General features: G+C 63.4%; 17 protein-coding genes. 14 read left to right on the plus strand and 3 right to left on the minus strand.

Going from position 1 to position 21,540, the window contains the following annotated elements; translation table 11 throughout:
• Positions 1-64 precede the first annotated feature (64 nt).
• The 3 genes from PQQ95_RS13860 to PQQ95_RS13870 are packed head-to-tail and all read right to left on the minus strand — an operon-like array spanning position 65 to position 3,308.
• On the minus strand, positions 65-1,486 hold the full coding sequence (locus tag PQQ95_RS13860) for a serine/threonine-protein kinase (RefSeq protein WP_408437943.1): 1,422 nt from the start codon (positions 1,484-1,486) through the stop codon (positions 65-67).
• Positions 1,486-2,406, minus strand: coding sequence for a Tll0287-like and HAMP domain-containing protein (locus PQQ95_RS13865; RefSeq protein ID WP_408437944.1), 921 nt, complete (start codon positions 2,404-2,406; stop codon positions 1,486-1,488). Before PQQ95_RS13865 ends, PQQ95_RS13860 begins: the two co-directional genes overlap by 1 nt.
• On the minus strand, positions 2,403-3,308 hold the full coding sequence (locus PQQ95_RS13870) for a FecR family protein (RefSeq protein WP_408437945.1): 906 nt from the start codon (positions 3,306-3,308) through the stop codon (positions 2,403-2,405). The genes PQQ95_RS13865 and PQQ95_RS13870 overlap by 4 nt, the downstream gene beginning before the upstream one ends.
• Before the next feature lie 246 nt (positions 3,309-3,554).
• Here PQQ95_RS13870 and tssB point away from each other — a divergent pair, with 246 nt between their 5' ends.
• The 14 genes from tssB (at position 3,555) to icmH (ending at position 21,538) form a co-directional block, all read left to right on the plus strand.
• Positions 3,555-4,076: a type VI secretion system contractile sheath small subunit gene (tssB, locus tag PQQ95_RS13875; RefSeq protein WP_408437946.1), complete on the plus strand. Its 522-nt coding sequence runs from the start codon at positions 3,555-3,557 to the stop codon at positions 4,074-4,076.
• An 8-nt stretch (positions 4,077-4,084) separates the two neighbouring features.
• On the plus strand, positions 4,085-5,584 hold the full coding sequence (gene tssC / locus PQQ95_RS13880) for a type VI secretion system contractile sheath large subunit (protein ID WP_408437947.1): 1,500 nt from the start codon (positions 4,085-4,087) through the stop codon (positions 5,582-5,584).
• A gap of 124 nt (positions 5,585-5,708) precedes the next feature.
• Positions 5,709-6,212 carry an Hcp family type VI secretion system effector gene (locus PQQ95_RS13885; protein WP_408437948.1) on the plus strand — a complete coding sequence of 168 codons (504 nt, stop codon included), beginning with the start codon at positions 5,709-5,711 and terminating at the stop codon, positions 6,210-6,212.
• An 87-nt stretch (positions 6,213-6,299) separates the two neighbouring features.
• On the plus strand, positions 6,300-7,121 hold the full coding sequence (locus PQQ95_RS13890; RefSeq protein WP_408437949.1) for a type VI secretion system accessory protein TagJ: 822 nt from the start codon (positions 6,300-6,302) through the stop codon (positions 7,119-7,121).
• Positions 7,122-7,125: 4 nt separating this feature from the next.
• Positions 7,126-7,638, plus strand: coding sequence for a type VI secretion system baseplate subunit TssE (tssE, locus tag PQQ95_RS13895; RefSeq protein ID WP_408437950.1), 513 nt, complete (start codon positions 7,126-7,128; stop codon positions 7,636-7,638).
• Between the two features lie 5 nt (positions 7,639-7,643).
• Entirely contained in the window at positions 7,644-9,533 is a 1,890-nt protein-coding gene (gene tssF, locus PQQ95_RS13900) for a type VI secretion system baseplate subunit TssF (RefSeq protein ID WP_408437951.1), read from the plus strand.
• Positions 9,497-10,558 carry a type VI secretion system baseplate subunit TssG gene (tssG, locus tag PQQ95_RS13905; RefSeq protein WP_408437952.1) on the plus strand — a complete coding sequence of 354 codons (1,062 nt, stop codon included), beginning with the start codon at positions 9,497-9,499 and terminating at the stop codon, positions 10,556-10,558. The genes tssF and tssG overlap by 37 nt, the downstream gene beginning before the upstream one ends.
• A gap of 110 nt (positions 10,559-10,668) precedes the next feature.
• A complete protein-coding gene (gene tssH / locus PQQ95_RS13910) occupies positions 10,669-13,443 on the plus strand; it encodes a type VI secretion system ATPase TssH (protein WP_408437953.1) in 2,775 nt (924 codons plus the stop codon).
• 28 nt (positions 13,444-13,471) lie between these two features.
• Entirely contained in the window at positions 13,472-14,632 is a 1,161-nt protein-coding gene (locus tag PQQ95_RS13915; RefSeq protein WP_408437954.1) for a hypothetical protein, read from the plus strand.
• A 218-nt stretch (positions 14,633-14,850) separates the two neighbouring features.
• Positions 14,851-16,737, plus strand: coding sequence for a type VI secretion system Vgr family protein (locus PQQ95_RS13920; protein ID WP_408437955.1), 1,887 nt, complete (start codon positions 14,851-14,853; stop codon positions 16,735-16,737).
• Positions 16,734-17,282 carry a DUF6931 family protein gene (locus PQQ95_RS13925; protein WP_408437956.1) on the plus strand — a complete coding sequence of 183 codons (549 nt, stop codon included), beginning with the start codon at positions 16,734-16,736 and terminating at the stop codon, positions 17,280-17,282. The genes PQQ95_RS13920 and PQQ95_RS13925 overlap by 4 nt, the downstream gene beginning before the upstream one ends.
• The gene (tagH, locus tag PQQ95_RS13930; protein ID WP_408437957.1) at positions 17,279-18,700 is read left to right on the plus strand and encodes a type VI secretion system-associated FHA domain protein TagH; all 1,422 of its coding nucleotides are present in this window, start codon (positions 17,279-17,281) and stop codon (positions 18,698-18,700) included. Before PQQ95_RS13925 ends, tagH begins: the two co-directional genes overlap by 4 nt.
• Before the next feature lie 70 nt (positions 18,701-18,770).
• Positions 18,771-20,108 (plus strand): type VI secretion system baseplate subunit TssK, encoded by a 1,338-nt coding sequence (tssK, locus tag PQQ95_RS13935; RefSeq protein WP_408437958.1) that lies wholly within the window; start codon positions 18,771-18,773, stop codon positions 20,106-20,108.
• Positions 20,105-21,538 carry a type IVB secretion system protein IcmH/DotU gene (gene icmH, locus PQQ95_RS13940; RefSeq protein ID WP_408437959.1) on the plus strand — a complete coding sequence of 478 codons (1,434 nt, stop codon included), beginning with the start codon at positions 20,105-20,107 and terminating at the stop codon, positions 21,536-21,538. Before tssK ends, icmH begins: the two co-directional genes overlap by 4 nt.
• Positions 21,539-21,540 lie beyond the last annotated feature (2 nt).

The raw sequence follows: 21,540 nt of genomic DNA on the forward strand, positions 1-21,540 counted from the left end.
CGAATCGTCGCCGGGTTCGGACGGTACCGCGCCGATGAGAGCGGCTCGATCCCTGTAGCCTGGTTCACGAAACCGGATTGTCGAGCGTATCGAGAAACGCGTGCTTGTCCACGGAGGCCGGTAACGCATCGACGAGCCGTGCTCGGAACATCGCGATATCGGCGCCCAGCGCGGCGCGCTGCGCGACGATGCGCGCGATCGGTCCGATATGCGTCGCTAGCCGCCGCGCGGCGGATTCGATCTGTACCGGATCGAGTGTCGTAGCCGCTCGCGTGGCGCCACTTTCGCGCGCGAGCTGCATCGCCCCGTTACCCGCCGGCGCCGCATGGGGTGCGAGCAGCGCATCGAACTCGCGACGTGCGCGGGCGTCTGTCAAATGACGTGCAAGCTCGGCCGCGAGCATTCGCGAATCGGTGGCGTGCGCCGCAGCACGGCGTACGAGCCGCGAAGCGACCGGCCCCACATGGTTGGCGAGCCGCTGCTCGATCTGTGTGAGGAACTCGGGCGACCAGTCAACCGGAACCATGCAAGCACCGGCATCGTCGACGAGGGGCGGTGGAGGGAGAGCCTGACGCGCCAGCGGGGCGAGCAGGATCGTCTGCTCGGGATCGAGCCGCTGCGTTAGCGTGTCGATCAGCGCCAGCACATCGGCACGCCAGCTTTGCGCTGATCTGTAACGCTCGCTGGGCTGCTTCGCGAGCGCTTTCTGCACCATCGTGTCGAGTTCCGCGGGCAAGCTGGCGATCCGGCTCGACGGGGCCTGCGGCGTGTCGTTCAGCACCCGCTGCATCACTGCCGCCGGTGAGCCGGCAAACGGACAGATGCTGGTCAGCATCTCATAGAGCACGACGCCGGCGGAGAACAGGTCGCTGCGCGGGTCGATCTCCATGCCGGCATATTGCTCAGGCGACATATAGCTCGGTGTGCCAATCATCATACCGACCTGGGTCAGGCGGCCGGTGTCGAGCTGCGCAATGCCGAAGTCGGTGATCTTGCATTCGCCGCGCGGTGTGATCAACAGATTCGCCGGCTTGATGTCGCGATGAATCACGCCGACTTCGTGCGCGTAAGCCAGTGCGTCGAGCAACTGCGCAAACCAGACGAGCACGCGCATCAGCGGCATCGCAGTGCCGTTGACGGCATGTTGCGCGAGCCGTGCAGCAAGCGTTTCGCCATGCACGTATTCGAGTGCGATGAACGCGACGCCATCGGCCTCGCCGTAGTCGAACACGCTGACAATATGCGGATGCACAAGCCGTCCCGCCGCCCGTGCTTCGTTGATGAAGCGCGCTGGCAATTCCGTATGCGCTGGATCGCCGCCGTCACCTGCGTCGTGCAGCAGTTCGGTGCGGATCGTTTTCAACGCCACTCGCCGCTGGATATGCGGATCGGTGGCGAGATAGACCGTGCCCATCGCCCCGCGGCCGAGCAGGCGCTCGACCTGGTAGCGGCCGATCTGCCGCGGCATTGCTCCGGTGAGCGGCATCACGATTGCGACCCTGGCGGCACGGTGGTCGCGGGCCCGCTTTCGTCGAGAAGCTCGAACGCGGTGACGAGGCTCCTGCGCATTCGCCCGAATGACACCGCGAGCGAGGCGATCTCGTCACTGCCGCGAGTCGGCAGTTCGACGTCGCCGAGCTTACCGAGGCTCAACTCGTCGGCCGCGCGCGAGAGTGCCTGCAAGCGTCGGGTGACGAGAAAATGCACCATCACGTTCAGCACGATCAGCACGACGGCGAACACGACGCTCAGCGCTTCCATGAAGCTGCGCCACAGCGCGCGACCGTGTGCGATCGAGTCGGACATCGGCACCGACACGAACTGGGCGCCGATCACTTCGTTCATGGTCCAGCCGAAGCCGTTCGCCGGTCCGTACTTGTCGAGCATCGTGCGCGGCGCCGCCGCCGGCGTGCTGTGGCACTGCATGCAGGTCGAATCCCTGATGACGCTGGGACGCGCGAGGAACAACAGGTGTGCGCCACCCGGAGTACGACGCTGTCCGGTGATCTCCTTCAGCGCCGGCTGATCGTGCAGGCGCGCGATCACTTCGGTTTCCCAATCGCTCGGCCGGTCGCGCGGATTGGTCGGATTGAGCATCGTCGAGCGGTACGAGAAGTTGGGGAAGGCGCCTTGCAAGGTGTTCAGCATCTCGATCGCGGAGAACGCCGGCACCGATTCCGGCACGAACGAATACTGGATCTGCGTTGCCAGCAGGGGCGTGATGTGCTTTGCCGTGTAGTTCTGCATCGCTTCGGCGGCTCTCATCAACACGTCGGCGTCGTGGCGCGTTTCGTCCAGTGCCTGCTGCTGCAGCACCTTGTCGGCCACGACGCCCGCTGCGGTCAGTCCGATCGCAAAGATCGCGACGAACACGAGATTGAACTTGATGGCGAGTGACAGCTTCATGGGCGAACCAGTATCGAGGGATAAGCGGAAAGCGGTTTCACCGCCGGGACGCGTGGGTTCGGCTGCGGTTGCGCAGACACCAGCGGTCGCCACTCCGGCAACGCATCCACGTGCTGCCTGATGGCGCGGCGGAACGACTGGTCCGCGAGGCGGGGACGAAAACGCTCGGTGAAGCGGGTCGCCGGGTCGGTCCGTACGGCAAGCGCGCTGCCGAGCCAGTCCGCTATGTCACCGTAGGTGACTGGGCGCAGGCCGCGTGACGGCAGGTTGCGCAAGTTCGCAGGCGGAGGCAGCGTGCGCAGCGCGTCTCGAAACGTGACCGGCATCGCGGCTACGAACGCCGGATTGGGGCTTGCCGCCAGGGCGATCACCTCGTTCGCTTTCGCGCGCAACGCAAACTGACGCGCGTCGAGCTGGACCCTGGCCGGTTTGCCGCGCGAGGTGCCGAGCGCCAGCACCTGCACTGAGCCGCTTTCGCAGAACACCGCGTCCGCGCCGCCGTAGCCGGCTGGCGCGGCGGCAATCACCAGCGTGCTGCGATTGGCCGGTGTGAACTGCGTGCGTGCGGTAGTTACAACGGGCGTCGCGCAGTTCGCCCAGGCGCAGGCGTGCAGCAACTTGATCCAGCCGCGCAGCACCACGATATGCGCGTCGCGCTTCAGCAGCACGTGCGTGTCTGGCCCGAGCGCCACCGTATTGCCGCCCTCATCCTGAATTTGCGCGTCGCCGCTGGCCGGCGTTTCGACGATGTCGTCCCGGCCAAGCCGTTGGCCGGCCCGCGCCTGATACAGGCTCGCGGCGTGAATGATCGTGACCGCCGTGCTCGCGCGTGCCAGCGTCCAGTCGGCATGCGCATACGACGCCATCGCTAGCATGCCAAGCGGCACGATCCTCCGCAGCATTCTGAGGATCGGTCGACCGGGTTTTCCTGAAAGTGTCATTTCATTTGGCGTAGTGAATCCACTATCGGCTAGGGCGTTGATACCGACACAACGCCCGACCCCGCGTATTTATTCCGCGTCGCATCATCGACAAAAAAATGGAATAGACCGCGAAGCCAAGGCGTTCTGTGAGCGTGGACGGTACCCGCGCAGCGACGCAAGTCCGTCGAATTCCTGAAACCTCATGCACTTCAAAGGAGCAAGCGCATGGCAACGAGGCAGAGCAGTCAGAAATTCATTGCGCGCAATCGTGCACCCCGCGTCCAGATCGAGTACGACGTGGAACTCTACGGCGCGCAGAAGAAAGTGCAAATCCCATTCGTGATGGGCGTGATGTCCGATCTGTCCGGCGCGAATGCGGGCGATCTGCCGACGCTCGAAGAGCGCAAGGTGCTGGAGGTCGATGTCGACAACTTCGACAGCCGCATGCAATCGATCAAGCCGCGCGTGAGCTTCAGCGTCCCCAATACGCTGACCGGCGAAGGCGAGCTGGAAGTGGACATTACCTTCGAGAGCATGGACGATTTTTCGCCGGCGGCCGTCGCGCGCAACGTGCAATCGCTCGCGAAGTTGCTTGAGGCGCGCACGCAGCTTGCGAATCTCGGCACCTATCTCGATGGCAAGGCCGGCGCTGAAAAGCTGATTGCGCAGGCAATCAAGGATCCAGCACTGCTGCAGTCGCTGAGCGCGGCTCCGAAGGCCGCCGACACCACGCCCGAACAGGAGTAATGGCGATCATGGAAAGTCAGAAGCAATTCGATTCTGCCGCGCGGGATGCGCATAGCGTACGCAGCGAAACCAGCGATTTCGCTGCGTTGCTCAACAAGGAATTCAGACCGAAGAACGAGCGCGCGAAGGACGAAGTCGAGGCGGCCGTGCGCACCCTCGCGGAACAGGTGCTGCAGGATTCGGACATCGTTTCCGACGACGTGACGCAGACCATCAATGCATACGTCGCAGAAATCGACCGAAAGCTCAGCGAGCAGTTGAACCACATCATGCACCATGCCGAGTTCCAGAAGCTGGAAGGCGCGTGGCGCGGTTTGCACCACCTCGTCATGAACTCGGAAACCGATCCGATGCTGAAGATCCGGGTGCTGAACGTCTCGAAGAAAGAACTCGGGAAGAGCCTGAAGCGCTTCAAAGGGGTGGCGTGGGACCAGAGCCCGCTGTTCAAGCGGATCTATGAAGAGGAATACGGTCAGCTCGGCGGCGAGCCTTATGGCTGCCTGGTTGGCGACTACTACTTCGACCATAGCCCGCAGGACGTCGAACTGCTGCGCGGGATTTCGCAGATTGCCGCCGCCTCGCACGCACCGTTCATTTCGGCTGCCGATTCAGCGCTGCTTGGCATGGAGAACTGGAGCGAGCTCGCCAATCCGCGCGATCTCTCGATGATCTTCACCACGCCTGATTACGCCGGCTGGCGTTCGCTTCGCGAAATGGACGACGCGCGCTATCTCGCGCTGACCATGCCGCGTACGTTGGCGCGCCTGCCGTACGGCGCAAAGACCGATCCCGTCGAAGAGTTCGATTTCGAAGAGGACACCGAAAGCGCCGATTCGTCGAAGTACACATGGCAGAACGCTGCGTATTCGATGGCGGTGAACATCAACCGTTCGTTCAAGCAATACGGTTGGTGTACGCGCATTCGCGGCGTCGAATCGGGCGGCGCGATTGAGAACCTGCCGGTGCATGCATTCCCGAGCGACGACGGCGGCGTGGACATGAAGTGCCCAACCGAAATCGCGATTACCGACCGCCGTTCGGCCGAGCTCGACAAGATGGGCCTGATGCCACTCGTCCATAGGAAAAACTCGGACGTGGCGGCGTTCATCGGCGCGCAGTCGGTCGCGAAGCCGGAAGAGTACGACGATCCGTCGGCGACCGCGAACTCCAACCTGTCGGCCCGGCTGCCGTACATGTTCGCGTGCAGCCGCTTCGCGCACTACCTGAAGTGCATCGTGCGCGACAAGGTCGGCTCGTTCAGCACGCGTGAGCAGATGGAGAGCTGGCTCTCCAACTGGGTCATGAATTACGTCGACGGCGATCCGGCGAACTCCAGCGAGGAAACCAAGGCCCGCAAGCCGCTCGCCGCCGCGCAGGTGGTGGTCGAAGAGGTCGAGGGCAACCCCGGCTACTACACGTCGAAGTTCTTCCTGAAACCGCATTACCAACTCGAAGGCCTGACCGTGTCGCTGCGGCTCGTGTCGCGTCTGCCGTCCGGACGCCCTTGACGAAGCGGTAATGGGCGCGCGGCAAACCGCCCGGCAATATCCCGATCCGGAGCAATGGCGTTTCGGATCCCCCTCGTTCGTCGAACCGGCGAGCACCCTCATTGGCAACTAGAGAGAGATATTTATGGCATTCGACATGCACCTGAAATTCGGCAATGGTTCGGTCACGATCCAGGGCGCGTCCAACCATGCGAAACACAAGGACGAAGTGCCCATCATCGCGTGGTCGTGGGGAGTCAGCAATACCGGTAACCTTCACACGGGCGCCGGTTATGCATCGGGCGGCAAGGCGAACATCCAGGACATCACCATCACGAAGTACGTCGACAGTTGCTCCAATGCGATCCTGAACGCGTGCTGCACGGGCGCGCGCCTCGACACCGCGTCCCTGTACGTGACCAACGCGACCGGCCAGCAGACCGACTTCGTGACGCTCGAGCTGAGCGAAGGTGTGCTGATCACGTCGGTATCTACCGGCGGCAGTGGCGGCGAGGAGCGCCTGACCGAAAACATCACGCTGCACTTCGGCAAGTTCAAGTATTCGTTTCAGCCGCAGGACGACGACGGTAAGGCAAGCGGCGGCGCGAAGGACTTCACCTACGACATCCAGCAGGTCGCCAAGCAGTAAGTAATCAAGCGTTCGGAACGCCGCCCGGCGGCGTTCCAGGACCGGGCTTGTCACCCGGAGATTCATTCGCTAAACGGATTTTTTATCGTGAGTACATCTTCAGTCATCGGCAATCCCCAAACGCTGCTCGTGAACGGGCAACTGTCGGAGGCATTGCGCGCGCTTTCAGCCGAAGTCAGAATCCAGCCCGCGAACGCTGCGCTGCGTGTGTTCCTGTTTCAGTTGCTTGCGGTGCTGGGCGATTGGGAGCGCGCCGCGAACCAGCTAGAGGTGGCCGGTGAACTGGACCCGCAGAACGCGCTGATGATGAGCATCTATGACGTCGCACTGCGCGGCGAACGCCAGCGCGAAGCGGTAATGGCAGGCAAAGCAAGCCCGGCCATGTATGGCGAGCCGGCCGTCTGGCACACATCCTTGCTGCAGTCGCTGCAAGCGCTGCGCGCAGGCAAGTTCGAGCAGGCGCTGGAATTACGCATCAGTGCATTCCACGCGGCAGGAACAGTCGCCGGCACGATCGACGGCGAACCGTTCAAGTGGATCGCCGACGTCGATCCGCGTTTCGGTCCATGCCTCGAACTGATCCTGGAGACCGGCTATGCATGGGTTCCGTTCTCGCAATTGCGTTCGCTGAAGTTCGAAGCGCCGGCCGATCTGCGCGACAAGGTGTGGGCACCGGTGCAGATCGTCTGGAAAGGCGGCAGCGAGGCGATTGGCTTCGTGCCATGCCGCTATCCGGGCAGCGACCGTTCCGGTGTCGCCGGCTTTGCGCTCGCCACGCGCACCACGTGGATCGAACAGGCCACCGACTGCTTCGTCGGCCGCGGTCAACGCATGTTCGTCACCGACGCCACCGACTATTCGCTACTCGACGTGCGCTCGGTCACGTTCGGCGAACCCTCGGCAGGTTGAGACGATGGCGGAACTGACACCCCAGGAGCGCCTGCAGCCTTCGCTGCTCGACCGCCTGACCGATCTGGCGCCGGCCGAGCGCGAGGAGAGCCGCGAGCAGCGCGTGATTACCGCTGCTCGTCTGCGCGAGTTCGTAACCCGCGACATTGCCGCGTTGCTCAACTGCACGAGGCAGTGGGATCCCGACACGCTCGATACGCTCGACGGGCTCGGCCACGTCGGCAACTCGGTGCTGAATTTCGGCATTCCCGATCTGGCGGGCGCCGCATTGTCAGGCCTCGACGTCGGCATGCTGCAAAACCGCATTCGCGCCGCGCTGCTCGACTTCGAGCCGCGCCTGATCGCCGACACCGTGCAGGTGAGCGTGAGTGTGGACGACGCACGCATGGACAGCCGCTCGCTAAGTTTCCGGATCGAGGCGCAGATGTGGGCGCAACCGATCCCGCTTGGGCTTTATCTACGCACCGACGTCGATCTCGAAACCGGCGAGTTTCGCGTCTCGCAACACTTCGGCTGACCCGCATGGATCCCCGTCTTCTCCGTTATTACAACCGCGAGTTGCAGCATGTCCGTGAAATGGGTGCCGAGTTCGCGAGCGAGTACCCGAAGATCGCAGGCCGGCTCGGCATGGAAGGTTTCGAATGCGCCGATCCTTATGTCGAACGCTTGCTGGAGGGTTTTGCGTTTCTCGCCGCACGCGTGCAACTGAAGCTCGATGCGCAATATCCGGTGTTCACGCAGCATCTGCTGGAGATGATTTACCCGCACTATCTAACGCCGATTCCGTCCATGGCCGTGGTGCAGATGCGACCGGATCCAGCTGAAGATCTGCCGCCCGCCGGTCATGTGGTCGCGCGGCACGCCGTTCTGCGCAGCCTGACCGGCTTCGGCGAGCGCACCGCATGTGAATACCGGACTGCGCACGAAGTGACGCTGTGGCCGCTCGAACTCGCCGATGCGCGCTATTTCTGCACGCCGGCCGCGCTCGCCGCAGCGGGCCTCGTACCGCCGCCCGGCCGCGAGGTTCGCGCTGGCCTGCGCCTGCGGTTGCGCACGCTTTCCGGAGTGCAGGCCAACATGCTCGCGCTTGACAGCCTGCCGGTCTACCTTGCGGGCGCCGACGAACTGCCCGGCCTGATCTACGAACAATTGCTCGCAAACGGCGTCGGGTATACGGTGCGCACCGCGGCAATGACGCAAGGCGAATTCGTCGCCGAACACCATGCCGCACTCGACCTGCGCGCGGCTGGCTTCGGCGAACACGAAGCGCTGTTGCCGTATGGCGATCGTTCGTTCAGCGGCTACCGGCTGCTGCAGGAATATTTTGCTTGCCCGGAGCGCTTCCGTTTCGTCGAATTCACCGGGCTGCGCTCGCTGCTGGCGCGCGCCCGTGGTAACGAGTTCGAAATCGTGGTGTGGCTCGATCGTAGCTGCACACGGCTCGACAATGCAATCGACGCGGGCAATTTCGGCTTGTTCTGCACACCGGCGGTCAACCTCTCCGAACGGCGTGCGGACCGGATTCATCTGCAGCAGGGGAGGACCGACTATCACATTCTCGGCGACCGCACGCGTCCGATGGATTTCGAGGTATATAGCGTGCTCGACGTGCAAGGCTACGGCGATCGCCAGGAACCGGAGCAAAGTTTCCTGCCGTTCTACGGCGGCACCGCGCGCACCTGGCACAGCGCGCAGGCTGCGTTCTACACGTTACGGCGCGAACCGCGCCTGCTGTCGAGCCGCCAGAAACAGAACGGCACGCGCTCGAGCTATGTCGGCAACGAGACGTTTATCGCACTGGTCGACGCGAATGACGCGCCGTATGCCACCACACTGCGCCAGCTCGGGTTGCGATTGCTGTGCACGAACCGCGATTTGCCGCTGCATATGCCGGTCGGCAAGTCGTACACCGATTTCACCCTGGACACCGACGCGCCGGTCGCTTCGATCCGCTGCATCGCCGGACCCACCCGGCCGCGCGCACCGGCTGCGAGCGGCGAAACCGCGTGGCGCCTGATCAGTCATCTGCAATTGAACTATCTGTCGCTGCTGGACCAGGACGGCGAGCATGGAGCCAGTGCATTGCGCGAAATGCTTGGCCTGTATCACGACGAGTTCGATGCGGTGGCGCGGCGCCAGATCGACGGCATCAGGCAGGTTGCCGTGACACCGGCGACCCGCCGCGTGCCGGTGCCTGGGCCGATCACCTATGGCCGCGGACTCGAAATCACGCTGACTTGCGCCGACGCCGCGTTCGAAGGCAGCAGCGCGTTTCTGCTCGGCTCGGTATTGCAGCATTTCTTCGCGCGTTACGTGTCGCTGAATTCGTTCACCGAGACGGTCTTGCGCACACTCGAACGTAACGAGGTAACCCGATGGCCCGCCACGCCCGGCAAGCGTCCGATCCTATAGCGCGCACCGCGCGAGAAACACTCGAAGCGCGCGAATCGCTCGACGTGCTCGAAGCGGCGCTGCGCGACCGGCCGTTTGACTTCGAGTTTTTCGAGGCGATGCGCCGGCTCGAATGCAGCTATCCGCTGCGGCCCCGGCTCGGCCGTTCGACCAAGCCTGCTGAGGATCCGGTGCGGCTCGCACATGCGGCGTCGCTCGAATTTCCGCCGCGCAGCATCGAGCGCTTCGAGCCGGGCGCGGGCGGCGCGCCTGGGAGGCTGCATGGCCTGTTTCTTGGACTGTTCGGACCGAACGGGCCGCTGCCGCTGCATCTGACCGAGCATGCGGTGGATCGCCAGCGCAACGCGGACGATTCGACGCTGGTTGCGTTCGCCAACATCTTTCATCACCGGATGCTGAGCCTGTTCTACCGCGCCTGGGCCGACGCGCAGCCGACCGTGCAACTCGATCGTCCGGAACAGGACCGCTTTCGCCTCTATGTCGGCGCGCTGATCGGCATCGCGACGCCGCAACTCGAAGGGCGCGACGCGCTGCCGGACCGGTACAAGCGTTTCTTCGCCGGGCGGCTGGTGCCGCAGGCGCGCAACGCCGAGGGGCTGAAGGGCTTTCTCGAACATTACTTCGAGGTGCCGGTGTACGTGCTCGAGTTCATGGTTGGCTGGATGCAGTTGCCAGGCGATGCGTATCTGCGGCTGGGTGGCGGCATGGCGTCGATGGGCCGCAACGCGATGCTCGGCGCGCAGGTGCGCGGCGCGCAGCAGCGCTTCCGGCTGCGCATCGGGCCGCTCTGCCTGAACGAGTTGAACCGCTTCCTGCCAGGCGGTGACGCGCTCGTCGAACTGGTCGCCGCGGTGAAGCTGTACGTCGGTATGGAGAAGGGGTGGGACGTGCAACTCGTGCTGAGGAAGCCGGATGTACCGACCACTCACCTGGGTCAGTCGGGGCGCATGGGCTTCAGTACCTGGATGGGCCGCTATCAAAAGCCGGCGGACGCCGATCAGGTCGTGCTGACTCCCGTCGATTGAAGTGAGTTGCATCAAGCGCGTGGCGGCGACGCCATTGCATTGTCACGCCGATTTTCACACTGAACCGGTGGCCGCCGAGCGGCCGCCTCACTCTCTACAGGATTGACATCATGGCCGAAATCAGCCGAGGCGCCCTGTTTGGCAAGCTCAATGCGCTTGCCTACCGGGGCATCGAAAGCGCCACTGTGTTCTGCAAGTTGCGCGGCAACCCCGAGGTCGAACTGACGCACTGGATCCATCAGATCCTGCAACTGCAGGATTCCGATCTGCACCGGATCGTCAGGCACTTCGGGCTGAATCCGTCGAATCTCGCACGCGATCTGACAGTGGCGCTCGAACGGCTGCCGCGCGGCAGTACGACGATTTCCGATCTGTCCGCCGAGGTCGAGGAAGCGGTCGAGCGCGGTTGGGTGTTTGCGACGCTGATGTTCGGCGAGGCCCAGGTCCGCACCGGCTATCTGCTCGTCGGGCTGCTGCGCACACGCCATCTGCGCCATGTGCTGCATGCGCTGTCGGGCGAGTTCGCGAAAGTGAAGCCGGAGGCGCTCGCGGACGGGTTTGTGGCGATTGTCGCCGGCTCGCCGGAAGACCGCTTGCAGGCGAGCGACGGCTTTCGTGTCGAGGCCACCGCGCCTGGCGAGAGCAGCGGCGCGATCGCACCCGCGCAGATGGGCCGGCAGCAGGCGCTGCCGCAATTCACCGTCGATCTGAGCGCACAGGCGCGCGACGGCAAGCTCGATCCGATCGTCGGCCGCGACGGCGAGATTCGCCAGGTCGTCGACATCCTGATGCGCCGCCGGCAGAACAACCCGATGCTGGTCGGCGAGGCGGGCGTCGGCAAGACCGCCGTGGTCGAGGGCTTCGCGTTGCGGATCGCGCGCGGTGACGTCCCGCCAGCGCTAAAGGACGTGCAGGTGCGCACGCTCGATATCGGTTTGCTGCAGGCGGGCGCGAGCATGAAGGGCGAATTCGAGAACCGTCTGCGCCAGGTGATCGACGAGGTGCAGGCATCGCCCAGGCCGATCATTCTGTTCATCGACGAAGCGCACACTTTGGTAGGCGCGGGCGGTGCCGCCGGTACCGGCGATGCGGCGAACCTGCTGAAGCCGGCACTCGCGCGCGGCAATCTGCGCACGATCGGCGCGACCACCTGGGCCGAGTACAAGAAGCACATAGAGAAGGACCCCGCACTGACGCGGCGTTTTCAGACTGTGCAGGTGAATGAGCCCAGCGAAGAGAAGGCCGTCCTGATGATGCGCGGGATGGCGAGCGTGATGGAGCAGCACCATCGCGTGCAGATCCTTGACGAAGCGCTCGAGGCTGCGGTGAAGCTCTCGCACCGGTACATTCCAGCCCGTCATTTACCCGACAAGGCGGTGAGCTTGCTCGACACGGCGTGCGCGCGGGTCGCGGTCAGCCAGCATGCGGTGCCAGCCGGGATAGACGAGACCCGCAAGCGGATCGAGGCGCTGAAGACAGAGCAGGCGATCATTGCCCGCGAGAAGAGCGTGGGCGTAGAAGTCCACGAGCGCGAAACCGCAGCCGCCGCGAAGCTGTCCATCGAGCAGGAGCGGCTGCATCACCTGGAGACGGTGTGGGGCGAGGAAAAGACGCTCGTTGCGCAGATCCTCGACCTGCGTGTCCGGTTGCGGGGCGCCGCTGGCGTGGCGGGCACGGATCGTGGCGCCGCGTATTCCGTGCCTGCCGATGGGGTTACAGAACCCGTCGAGGTCGCGCTCGAACACGACGATTACGTCGCTCTTGTGACCGAGTTGAAAGCCCTGCAGTCGAAGCTCGCCGCACTCCAGGGCGAAACGCCGTTGATCTTGTCGAACGTCGACTACCAGGCGGTGGCCTCGGTTGTCGCCGACTGGACGGGCGTTCCTGTCGGCCGCGTGATCCGCAGCGAATTGCAGACCGTGATGAACCTGGCGAGCCTGATGTGCCAGCGCGTGATCGGCCAGAACCACGCTATGGAGGCGATTGCAAAGCGCATCCACACCTCGCGCGCGGGACTTGACAATCCAGACCGGCCGATCGGCGTCTTCCTGCTCGCCGGCCCTTCCGGGGTGGGCAAGACCGAAACCGCGCTGGCGCTCGCCGAGACACTCTATGGCGGTGAGCACAACCTGATCACAATCAACATGAGCGAGTTTCAGGAAGCTCACACGGTCTCCACGCTCAAGGGTGCCCCGCCGGGATACGTGGGTTACGGCGAGGGAGGCGTGCTGACTGAAGCGGTGCGCCGCAAGCCGTACTCGGTAGTGTTGCTGGATGAAGTAGAAAAGGCGCACCCGGATGTGCACGAAATCTTCTTCCAGGTATTCGACAAGGGCGTCATGGAAGACGGTGAGGGGCGCTCCATTGATTTCAGGAACACATTGATCCTGCTTACCTCGAACGTCGGCTCGGATCTGATTGCGGGTCTGTGCAGGGATCGCGCCCGAGTGCCCGATCCGCAAGGATTGGCCGAAGCCCTGCGCGAACCGCTACTGGAGGTGTTTCCGCCCGCACTGCTCGGTCGCTTCGTTTCTATTCCGTACTTCCCGCTCAGCGAGGATATGCTGGCCAGGATCGTGAAGTTGCAGTTAGACCGCATCAAGCGGCGCGTGGAGGAGCGTTATCGCGTGCCATTCAGCTACGCCGCTTCGGCGGTACAACTGATCGTGAGCCGGTGTAGCGAGAGTGAATCGGGCGGCCGGATGATCGACGCCATTCTCACCAATACGATGCTGCCGACAATCAGCCGTGAATTCTTGACCCGGACCACATTGGGCGAGCCCATGCCCCAAGTGCTGGTTAATGCGGAAGCGGGTGAATTCGTCTATCGGTTCGAACCATGCGGCTCGTTTGACCCGGAAGTGACTCAACTTCCGAGTACGTAATCCGTAACACTAACCGGAGCAGGGAACGATGACTGTTTGGACCTTTTACAATCACGGTACCGATGGAAGCTCGCTTAAGAGTCCTGATAAATCTGAGATCGTCAATTTATTTGGAAACAACGATCGAAGTCCTGAGTTTTTAGGCAAGCTGATCATGGAGGGCGTGGGGGGAATAGGTGACCCAACCCGTACTCTCTATGAGACCCGGCATATCGCTGAGGGGCCTTATATCTGGAAGACCCGGGTGGATGGTCCGAAGTGGCCATCGCTCGTGGAGGGGGCGTTTGGAATCGGCGTATCGACGAATGTAAGAAATGTGCTGACATTCGTCAGCATGCTGCACGCGAATAATCAATTACCCTCAGCCATCAATATGCTCGGCTGGAGCCGTGGCGCGGTCACGTGCATTCGAATCGCCTACTTTCTGTGGCAGAGTCAGGATCCCGCTATCCGTGCGATACCCATCAATATTTTCGCGGTGGATCCGGTGGCCGGCGCCGGACATAACGACGAAGTCGATGCTACGACGTTGACTCCCAATGTCCAGAATTATGTCGCCACGCTCGCGATGGATGAGCGCCGTCGTTTCTTCAAGCCGATTGTCGCGCACAGACTGACGATTCAAAGCCCAATTGATACGGACGTTTGGGTTCTGCCAATCCCAGGAACCCACAGCAATACCGCCAAAATGAATAATGACGCCGGTAAGCTCGTATTCAACCTGGCCTATCGTTTTCTTCATTCGTGCAGCACGCCAGTGGAACCCATGAGGCACTATTGCTTGAGCAACGATCAGGCATGGAGTTTGTACGAGCGGATAATGACCGGTCAAGGCAACGTCGAACGGACGCCGTTTGGGAGCGCGGCAGCGCTGGGGGGCGTGCCCTATGCACGTGCGACGGAAGTCAGCGCCTACAGGGGCAACGACTTTTTTGTAAATACGCATGCGCGGGAAATCTTCAAGCGTGTTTTTCCCGTTACTTACGAAGCCTATTTCGGTGTCGGCAGTCTGGCGATTAACACTTCAGGCTGGAACGCCAGGTACCAGGCGCCGATGGCGCCGGAGATGGCGCGGATGTCAGCGGCCTTTCGAACCCTGCTTGGAGAAGTTGTGCGTGGCCCGTCGTCACCGGGATCTGCCTCGGCCAATGTGCACTATATGCTCACCAAACTTTCGCTAATCGATTGATCGTCGATTGCGAATCGACTCCGCTGCCGGCGTGAAAAGACGGAATAGAAACGCGGGCTCAGGTGTTCTTGAAGTACATGGCATTTTCCGCAAGGCACGGCTGTTGATGAGTTGAATCAGCGGCCGGTCAACTCTGGTCAAAGCTGTCGCTCAGTGCGTAGGGCGCTCGACCCGGCGTTCATGTGATGAAACCTTCCTAACTGATTCACGGTATCCGAATGGCTCACGCAATCACCTTGAAGTCGAACCTCGGCGACAGTCTCCTGTTCGCGAGCATGACCGCGACCGAGTCGTTAGGCCGGCTTTTCACCTACGAGGTCGAGGCCATCAGCAGGAGTGCAGAAATCGATCTGCGCGCGCTCCTTGGAACGACCGCGCTGATCAAACTCGTCAGCCCTCAGGGCTATACACGCTATTTCAACGGAATGGTCAGCGAGTGCGAACAGAGCGGCTTTGTCAATATCGAAAGCTTGCGATACGCAGTCTACCGGTTGACGCTTGTGCCAAAACCCTGGCTTCTGACGCGCAGGCGAGACTGTCGCATCTTTCGTGGCATGAGCGTGCCGCAGATCATCAGGTGCGTGCTCGCCGAGATCGGCTATGAAGATCTAAGTCTTAGCCTCAGCGGCGACTACCCGGCGCGCGAGTTCTGCGTGCAGTACCGGGAGAGCTGTTTCGACTTCATCAGCCGATTGATGGAGCAGGAAGGCATCTACTATTTCTTCACACACAGCGAGAGCACGCACACCATGGTGCTGGCCGATGCGCTCGCCGCGCATTCGAAAGTAGCGGGTTTCGAGCGGATCCCGTACGCACCCTCGATGGGCAAAGGCAAGCGCGTGAAGGCCGCCGTGACGGACTGGGAAACCGCTCGCACAATCAACGCCACCAAAGTGCAGCTTGACGATTACGATTACCTCAAGCCGAGGGCTTCACTGCTCGTCGCGCAAGCGCTGACCGACGCAGCCGATGCGCATGATGTCGATGGTCTCGATATCTATGACTGGACCTACGACCAGGTTGGCTACGACGGGCGTGTCTCCGATGGACAGCGCTATGCCCAGGTTCGTACCGACGCACTAAACGTCGCGCAGGCAGTCCACGCGGGCTGCACCGATGCGTGCGGTATCGCTGCCGGCACGTTGTTCAGGCTGACGGACTTTCCGCTTGCGAGTGCCAATCAGGAATACCTCGTCATCGAAACCGCGATGCGCCTCGTGGAACCTGACTATGTATCAGGCGGAGGAGGCGGTGACGATGGCGAGGAACCGTTCCTGTGCAGTTTCAAGGTGATCAAAAGCAGGCGGCCGTTCCGGACGATGCCGGTCACGCCGCGGCCAACGATTGCAGGCCTGCAGACCGCTGTGGTTTGCGGCGACGCTCCAGAGAACATTTCGGTCGACAAGTACGGCAGGGTGCAGGTTACGTTTTTTTGGAGCCGTCCCGGCAAGCCAAACGCAGAGAATTCCTGTCCGGTGCGAGTGGCCCAGATGTGGGCTGGCAAGCGCTGGGGTGCGCAGTTCATTCCGCGAGTCGGACAGGAAGTGGTGGTCAGCTTTCTCGACGGCAATCCGGACCGGCCGCTGATCATCGGCAGCGTCTACAACGCGGACAACATGCCACCGTACGGCCTGCCCGGGAACAAGACTCAGAGCGGCGTGAGAAGCCGCAGCCACGAAGGCGGCAGCGGCGATTACAACGAGATCCGCTTCGAGGACAGGAAAGGCGGCGAACAGGTGCTGCTTCATGCTCAGAAGGATCTGCGCGAGGAGTCCGGGCACGACCACGATGTGCAGGTTGAGCACAATTACACGCTCACAGCGGGCAACCAGATCAAGCTCGTCAGTGGGCGTGCGAGCATCACGATGAACAGTTCCGGTGAGATCGCGATCAAGGGTACCCGCATCACGCTCAACGGCGACCTGAGTGTGACGATGAGCTCGGGGCTTGCGATGGAGATCAACGCGAAAACCAATCTGAACGTGAGCTCGAGCGCGGCGATTCAGATTCTGTCCCAGGCGAACTGTCTGGTCCAGTCGACCAATCTGCAACTGATGGGTACGGCCACTGCGGTGCTCGGCGGTGGCGCAGCGATGCTCTTATGAGCACGATCCTCGAAGCAGCCACGCAGATGCGGCTTTCCGCGCAGGCCGTTGCGCGCCTGCGGCCGGCGATGGACGCGCATACGGCCGTGCAGACCGTGCTTGAGGATGGCCTGACCGCCGACGCGCTGAGCCTGCTCGCACGTCTGTTGCCGCGCCGCTACGCGGTGGCGTGGGTGTGCCAGTGCGGCAGCCAGCAGACGCTCGGCGAGCACGACCGCGCGGGCCTGGCGCTTGCGCAGGCCTGGGTGCTCGATCCCGGCGAAGCGCATCGTGAGTCCGCGGCATCATTCGCCGACGCGCACCGCTACCGCACGATCGGCGCATGGGCCGCCGCGGCCGCCGGCTGGACCGGCGGCAATCTGAATCCACGGTACGAGCGGCCAACGCCACCGCCGGAGCATCTGACCGCAATCGCGGCGATGGCCGCCTTGACCTATATGGCCGCGCTGCTCCCCGCGCAGCTCGACACGCGCTGCACCGCGTTTATCCGCGACGCGATGGGGCTGCTCGGCACCCGGATCAGCATCGACGGGGCGCGCCAATGAGCGCCGCACCGAGCCTGATCCTGTCGTTGGAGGGCGAACGGGCCGAACGCTTCGGCGGTTGCACCGAGCAGGTGTTCGACTGCCGCGACGGCAGCATCGGCCGCTCCGACGAGTGTGACTGGGTACTCGCCGCAGAGGGCGTGTCGCGGCTGCACGCGCTGGTGCGTTACCTGAACGGCCTGTACTTCATCGAGGACCGCAGCACCAACGGCATGCTGCTGAATGGCACGCCGCTGCGCAAGGGCGACCCCGCCGCACTGAAGCACGGCGACCGTCTGCAGATCGACACGTTTGAAATCGGCGCGCGTCTGAGCGGCGAGACGGCGACACAACGAGCGGGTGCCGCGGACCGCGGCCGTGCCGTGCTGGAGCCCTATCCGTGCGCTACGGCAGGCGACGCGGACCAGCCCAAGGGACTGATTCCCGGTGCCGTCGATGCGTCGATGCAGAGCGCGAGCCTCGATCCGCTCGCGATGTTCGATGCGCCGCTGTCTTACTTCGACGATGCGCCGCTGGCGTCGCAGGCCGAGCAGGCCTGGAATCACACGCCGGCTGAGTCCGACCGCTTCCGCGCGCCGCGCGTTGAAGCGGTGCGGGCAAGCGGCCCGGTGTTGCCTGACGATTGGGATGCAACCGGCAGCCACGTCGCGCCGCGCGCCGAGCCGCAGTCGGATAGCGCACCGCCTGGGCCCGCTGCGTCCGTTTCAGCCGTTGCGGTGTCTTCGGCCGTTGCGCAGCCGGGTCCACCGGCTCGCGACCCGGCAGCGGATACGCCGGCCCATCCGGCAGTAGTCGACTTGCCTGCATTCACGGCCGAGCCGGTGTCCGCTTCGGTGCCGTCGTCACCATGGGCACCGACGGCGGCACCGGGTGCGTCGCCGGGACCGTCTGCCGACCGCACGTCGACGGACATCGACGAGATGTTCCATATCGCGGTGGATGCAATGATGGACGTGCTGCGCGCGCGGGCGGAACTGAAGAATAGCTTCCGCCTGCCCGCGACACTGATCCAGCGCTCGGAGAACAACCCGCTCAAGTTCGCGCCGACTGTGCAGGAAGCGGTCAGGAAGCTGTTCGAGCCGCCAGACAGCGGCTTTCTGTCGGGCAGCGCAGCGCTCAACGACGCTGCCGAGGACATTCGCAATCACCAGCTGGCAATGCTCGCCGGCGTGCGTTCAGCGTTCCAGTCGTTGCTCGCGCACTTCGATCCGACGCGCATCGAACGGGAGCTCGAACGCAACGTCCGGCGCTTGCCGCTCGGTAGCCGTCCACGTCATTGGGATCGCTACAAGGAGCAGTTTGACGCGTTGACCCGCAATCCCGACGAATGTTTCCAGCGCCTGTTCGGCGACGAATTCGCGCGCGCCTACGAGCAACAGCTCGCGCGCCTGAAGAGCCGGCACTGCGGAGTGTCCTGAAGCAACGCCGCGAACGACCACCGTCCGCCAGCCGGACGCTGCATACAGAACCCTTGATCGACGTACAGACATGACCCGGAGCAACAAAGCCATATGGAGCGAAGGCCTGTTTTTGAGGCCACAGCACATGCAGCAGCAGGAACGCTATTTCGAGCGCTATGTGGAATTGCGCGCGGGCGGCCTGCGCCCGTATGCCTGGGGTCTCCACGAACTGGAGCTCGAAAGCGATCTGCTGGCGATCGGCAAGCTAGGCATCAAACGCGCGCGCGGCGTGTTCCCCGACGGCACGCCGTTCGCGATGCCCGACGACGATCCGCTGCCGCCGCCGCTAGACGTCGATTCGAACTGGCGCGACCAGGTCGTTCATCTGACCTTGCCGCTGCGCTCGCTAACGCGGCCCGACAGCGAGTGGCCCGACGCGGCCGCTGATCAGATGTTCCGCTATCGCGTCCGCGAAGCCGAGGTGCGTGACGCATCGGGCAGCACCCAGGGGCTTACCACGATCGAAGTGGGAGGCATGAGCACACGGCTGCTGGCCGAATCGCAGCCGGCCGAAGGGCTGGTGCGGATTCCGCTGGCGCGCGTGATCGAGTGCCGGGCGGACCGGCGCGTGATCCTCGATGAGGGCTTCGTGCCCACCGTGCTGCACACACAGGCCGCCGCACGTCTCGAGACTTTCCTATCCGAGTTGCTTGGGTTGCTTCACCAGCGTGGCGAGGCGCTCGCGGGCCGCGTCGCCGAGACGGATCGAGGCGGCGCGGCCGAGATCGCCGACTTCCTGATGCTGCAGATGATCAACCGCTATCAGCCTCTTGTCGCGCATCTTGCCGAAGCGCCTCTGCTGCATCCGGAAGCGCTCTACCGGCTGCTGATCGAACTGGCGGGCGAGATCGCGACCTTCACCGTGCCGGGCAAGCGCGCGCAGACGTTCCCGCCGTACCGGCATGAGCAACTGCGCGAGAGCTTCGAGCCGGTGATTGCCGCGTTGCGGATCGGGCTGAGCGCGGTGCTTGAACAGAGCGCGGTGCCGATTCCGCTACAGCAGCGCAAATATGGCGTGTGGGTCGGCGTGGTGTCCGATCTGACGCTGCTCGACACAGCGACGTTCGTGCTCGCCGCGAAGGCTGACATGAAGAGCGAGGACATACGCCGGCAGTTGCCGGCGCAGTCGAAGATCGGTCCGGTCGAAAGGATTCGCGATCTGGTGAACCTGCAACTGCCGGGCATCGGCGTATCGCCGATGCCGGTCGCACCGCGCCAGTTACCATACACATCAGGATTCCTCTATTTCGAGTGCGACCGCAATTCGCCGATGTGGCGAATGTTGAAAACATCCGGCGGCATGGCGATGCACTTCGGTAGCGGATTCGCCGGTCTCGATCTGCAATTGTGGGCGATACGCGCATGAGCACCGGCAATCGGAATGGCAACGGCAATGGCGATCCGCGGCTGCGGATTGAATCGACCATACTACGGCCGCAGGGAGAGGCGGGGGCAAGCATGGATGCAAGCGCCAATGCAAGCGCGCGTGCGGACGACGTAACGCGTATTACACCGCCGCGTGCGCCGTCGGACGGGTTTGCACAGAGCTCGCGCCAGACGCCGTCGGCACCGGCCATGTCATCCGCCCATTCGGGACCTTCGGTGCCGCGCGCCGATCTTGGCGATTTCATGAGCGGTGTCGCGAACCCGCTCGTGCGCGCGGCCAATCCGCTGCTGCTCCTGAGCGTGCAGTTGCGGCACAGCGTAGCGGCGCCCGCCGATATCGCGCGCTTGCGCGAGCAGGCAGTCGCGCAGGTGCGTAGCTTCGAGCGTTACGCACAGACGCTGGGCATCAACACGCAAACCGTCATGGCCGCCCGCTACGTGCTGTGCACGATGCTCGACGAAGCCGTGAACAACGCACCGTGGGGCGATCTGAGCGGATGGGCGCAGAAGACTCTGCTTGTCACATTCCACGGCGAGACCTACGGCGGCATGAAATTCTTCCAGATTCTCGATCGCCTGAGCGCCGATTTTTCGCGTCATCTCGATCTGATCGAGATGATGTACGTCTGCCTCGCGTTGGGTTTCGGCGGCCGCTATCTGGTCGAACCGGGTGGACTTGGTCGTCTCGCTGATATCCAGGAGGATCTGTATCGACGTATTGGCACGCTGCGCGAAGCGCCCGTCGCCGAACTAGCGGCGCACTGGCGCGGCGTCGATGATCGCCGCAACCCGGTAATGCGCCATGTGCCGCTGTGGGTCGCACTGGTGGCGTCGGCGCTGATCGTGCTCGGCGCTTTGCTGGTTTTTTTCACGCGTCTCAATGTGTTGACGGAGCCCGTCAGTGCGCAACTCGCCGCAATCGGCATCGAAAACGCAGCGCCGCCGCATAGCGCGGCGGTGTCCGCATCCACGCGCAAAAGCCTGAAACAACTACTCGCGCCGCTCGAACAGTCCGGTGCGCTGAGCGTCGACGAACAGGCGGACGGCCGCGCCATCGTGCGTCTGGCCGCGGGGGTTCTGTTCCCATCGGGCGGCGCCGGGCTCGCGCCCGCAGAGGTGCCGCTGCTGCGCCAGATCGCTGCGGCGCTGAACCCGTTGCAAGGCCGTGTGATCGTGGTCGGCCATACCGACGATCAACCGGTGCGATCGCTGAAATTCAAGGACAACTTCGAGTTGTCGACCGCACGCGCACAAAACACGCTGGCGATCCTCGCACAGGGACTCGACGATCCGCGCCGGCTCGAAGCGAACGGCGCCGGCTCATCGCAGCCTATCGCGACGCCGCCGAGCCTGCCGGCGAACCGGGCGCGCAACCGGCGCGTGGAAATCCTGTACATCCCGGAGAACTGAAC

Origin of the sequence: Paraburkholderia caffeinilytica (assembly GCF_046030355.1) — a bacterium.
In the GTDB taxonomy this organism is placed as follows: Bacteria; Pseudomonadota; Gammaproteobacteria; order Burkholderiales; family Burkholderiaceae; genus Paraburkholderia; species Paraburkholderia caffeinilytica_B.

Excerpts from the sequence above, each read along its gene's own strand:
- PQQ95_RS13920 (WP_408437955.1), top strand. The coding sequence starts at position 14,851 with ATGGCTCACGCAATCACCTTGAAGTCGAACCTCGGCGACAGTCTCCTG.
- icmH (WP_408437959.1), top strand. The coding sequence starts at position 20,105 with ATGAGCACCGGCAATCGGAATGGCAACGGCAATGGCGATCCGCGGCTG.
- PQQ95_RS13915 (WP_408437954.1), top strand. The coding sequence starts at position 13,472 with ATGACTGTTTGGACCTTTTACAATCACGGTACCGATGGAAGCTCGCTT.
- PQQ95_RS13870 (WP_408437945.1), bottom strand. The coding sequence starts at position 3,308 with ATGCTGCGGAGGATCGTGCCGCTTGGCATGCTAGCGATGGCGTCGTAT.
- tssK (WP_408437958.1), top strand. The coding sequence starts at position 18,771 with ATGACCCGGAGCAACAAAGCCATATGGAGCGAAGGCCTGTTTTTGAGG.
- tssC (WP_408437947.1), top strand. The coding sequence starts at position 4,085 with ATGGAAAGTCAGAAGCAATTCGATTCTGCCGCGCGGGATGCGCATAGC.
- tssH (WP_408437953.1), top strand. The coding sequence starts at position 10,669 with ATGGCCGAAATCAGCCGAGGCGCCCTGTTTGGCAAGCTCAATGCGCTT.
- tssG (WP_408437952.1), top strand. The coding sequence starts at position 9,497 with ATGGCCCGCCACGCCCGGCAAGCGTCCGATCCTATAGCGCGCACCGCG.
- PQQ95_RS13860 (WP_408437943.1), bottom strand. The coding sequence starts at position 1,486 with ATGCCGCTCACCGGAGCAATGCCGCGGCAGATCGGCCGCTACCAGGTC.
- tssF (WP_408437951.1), top strand. The coding sequence starts at position 7,644 with ATGGATCCCCGTCTTCTCCGTTATTACAACCGCGAGTTGCAGCATGTC.
- PQQ95_RS13925 (WP_408437956.1), top strand. The coding sequence starts at position 16,734 with ATGAGCACGATCCTCGAAGCAGCCACGCAGATGCGGCTTTCCGCGCAG.
- tssE (WP_408437950.1), top strand. The coding sequence starts at position 7,126 with ATGGCGGAACTGACACCCCAGGAGCGCCTGCAGCCTTCGCTGCTCGAC.
- PQQ95_RS13885 (WP_408437948.1), top strand. The coding sequence starts at position 5,709 with ATGGCATTCGACATGCACCTGAAATTCGGCAATGGTTCGGTCACGATC.
- tagH (WP_408437957.1), top strand. The coding sequence starts at position 17,279 with ATGAGCGCCGCACCGAGCCTGATCCTGTCGTTGGAGGGCGAACGGGCC.
- PQQ95_RS13865 (WP_408437944.1), bottom strand. The coding sequence starts at position 2,406 with ATGAAGCTGTCACTCGCCATCAAGTTCAATCTCGTGTTCGTCGCGATC.
- tssB (WP_408437946.1), top strand. The coding sequence starts at position 3,555 with ATGGCAACGAGGCAGAGCAGTCAGAAATTCATTGCGCGCAATCGTGCA.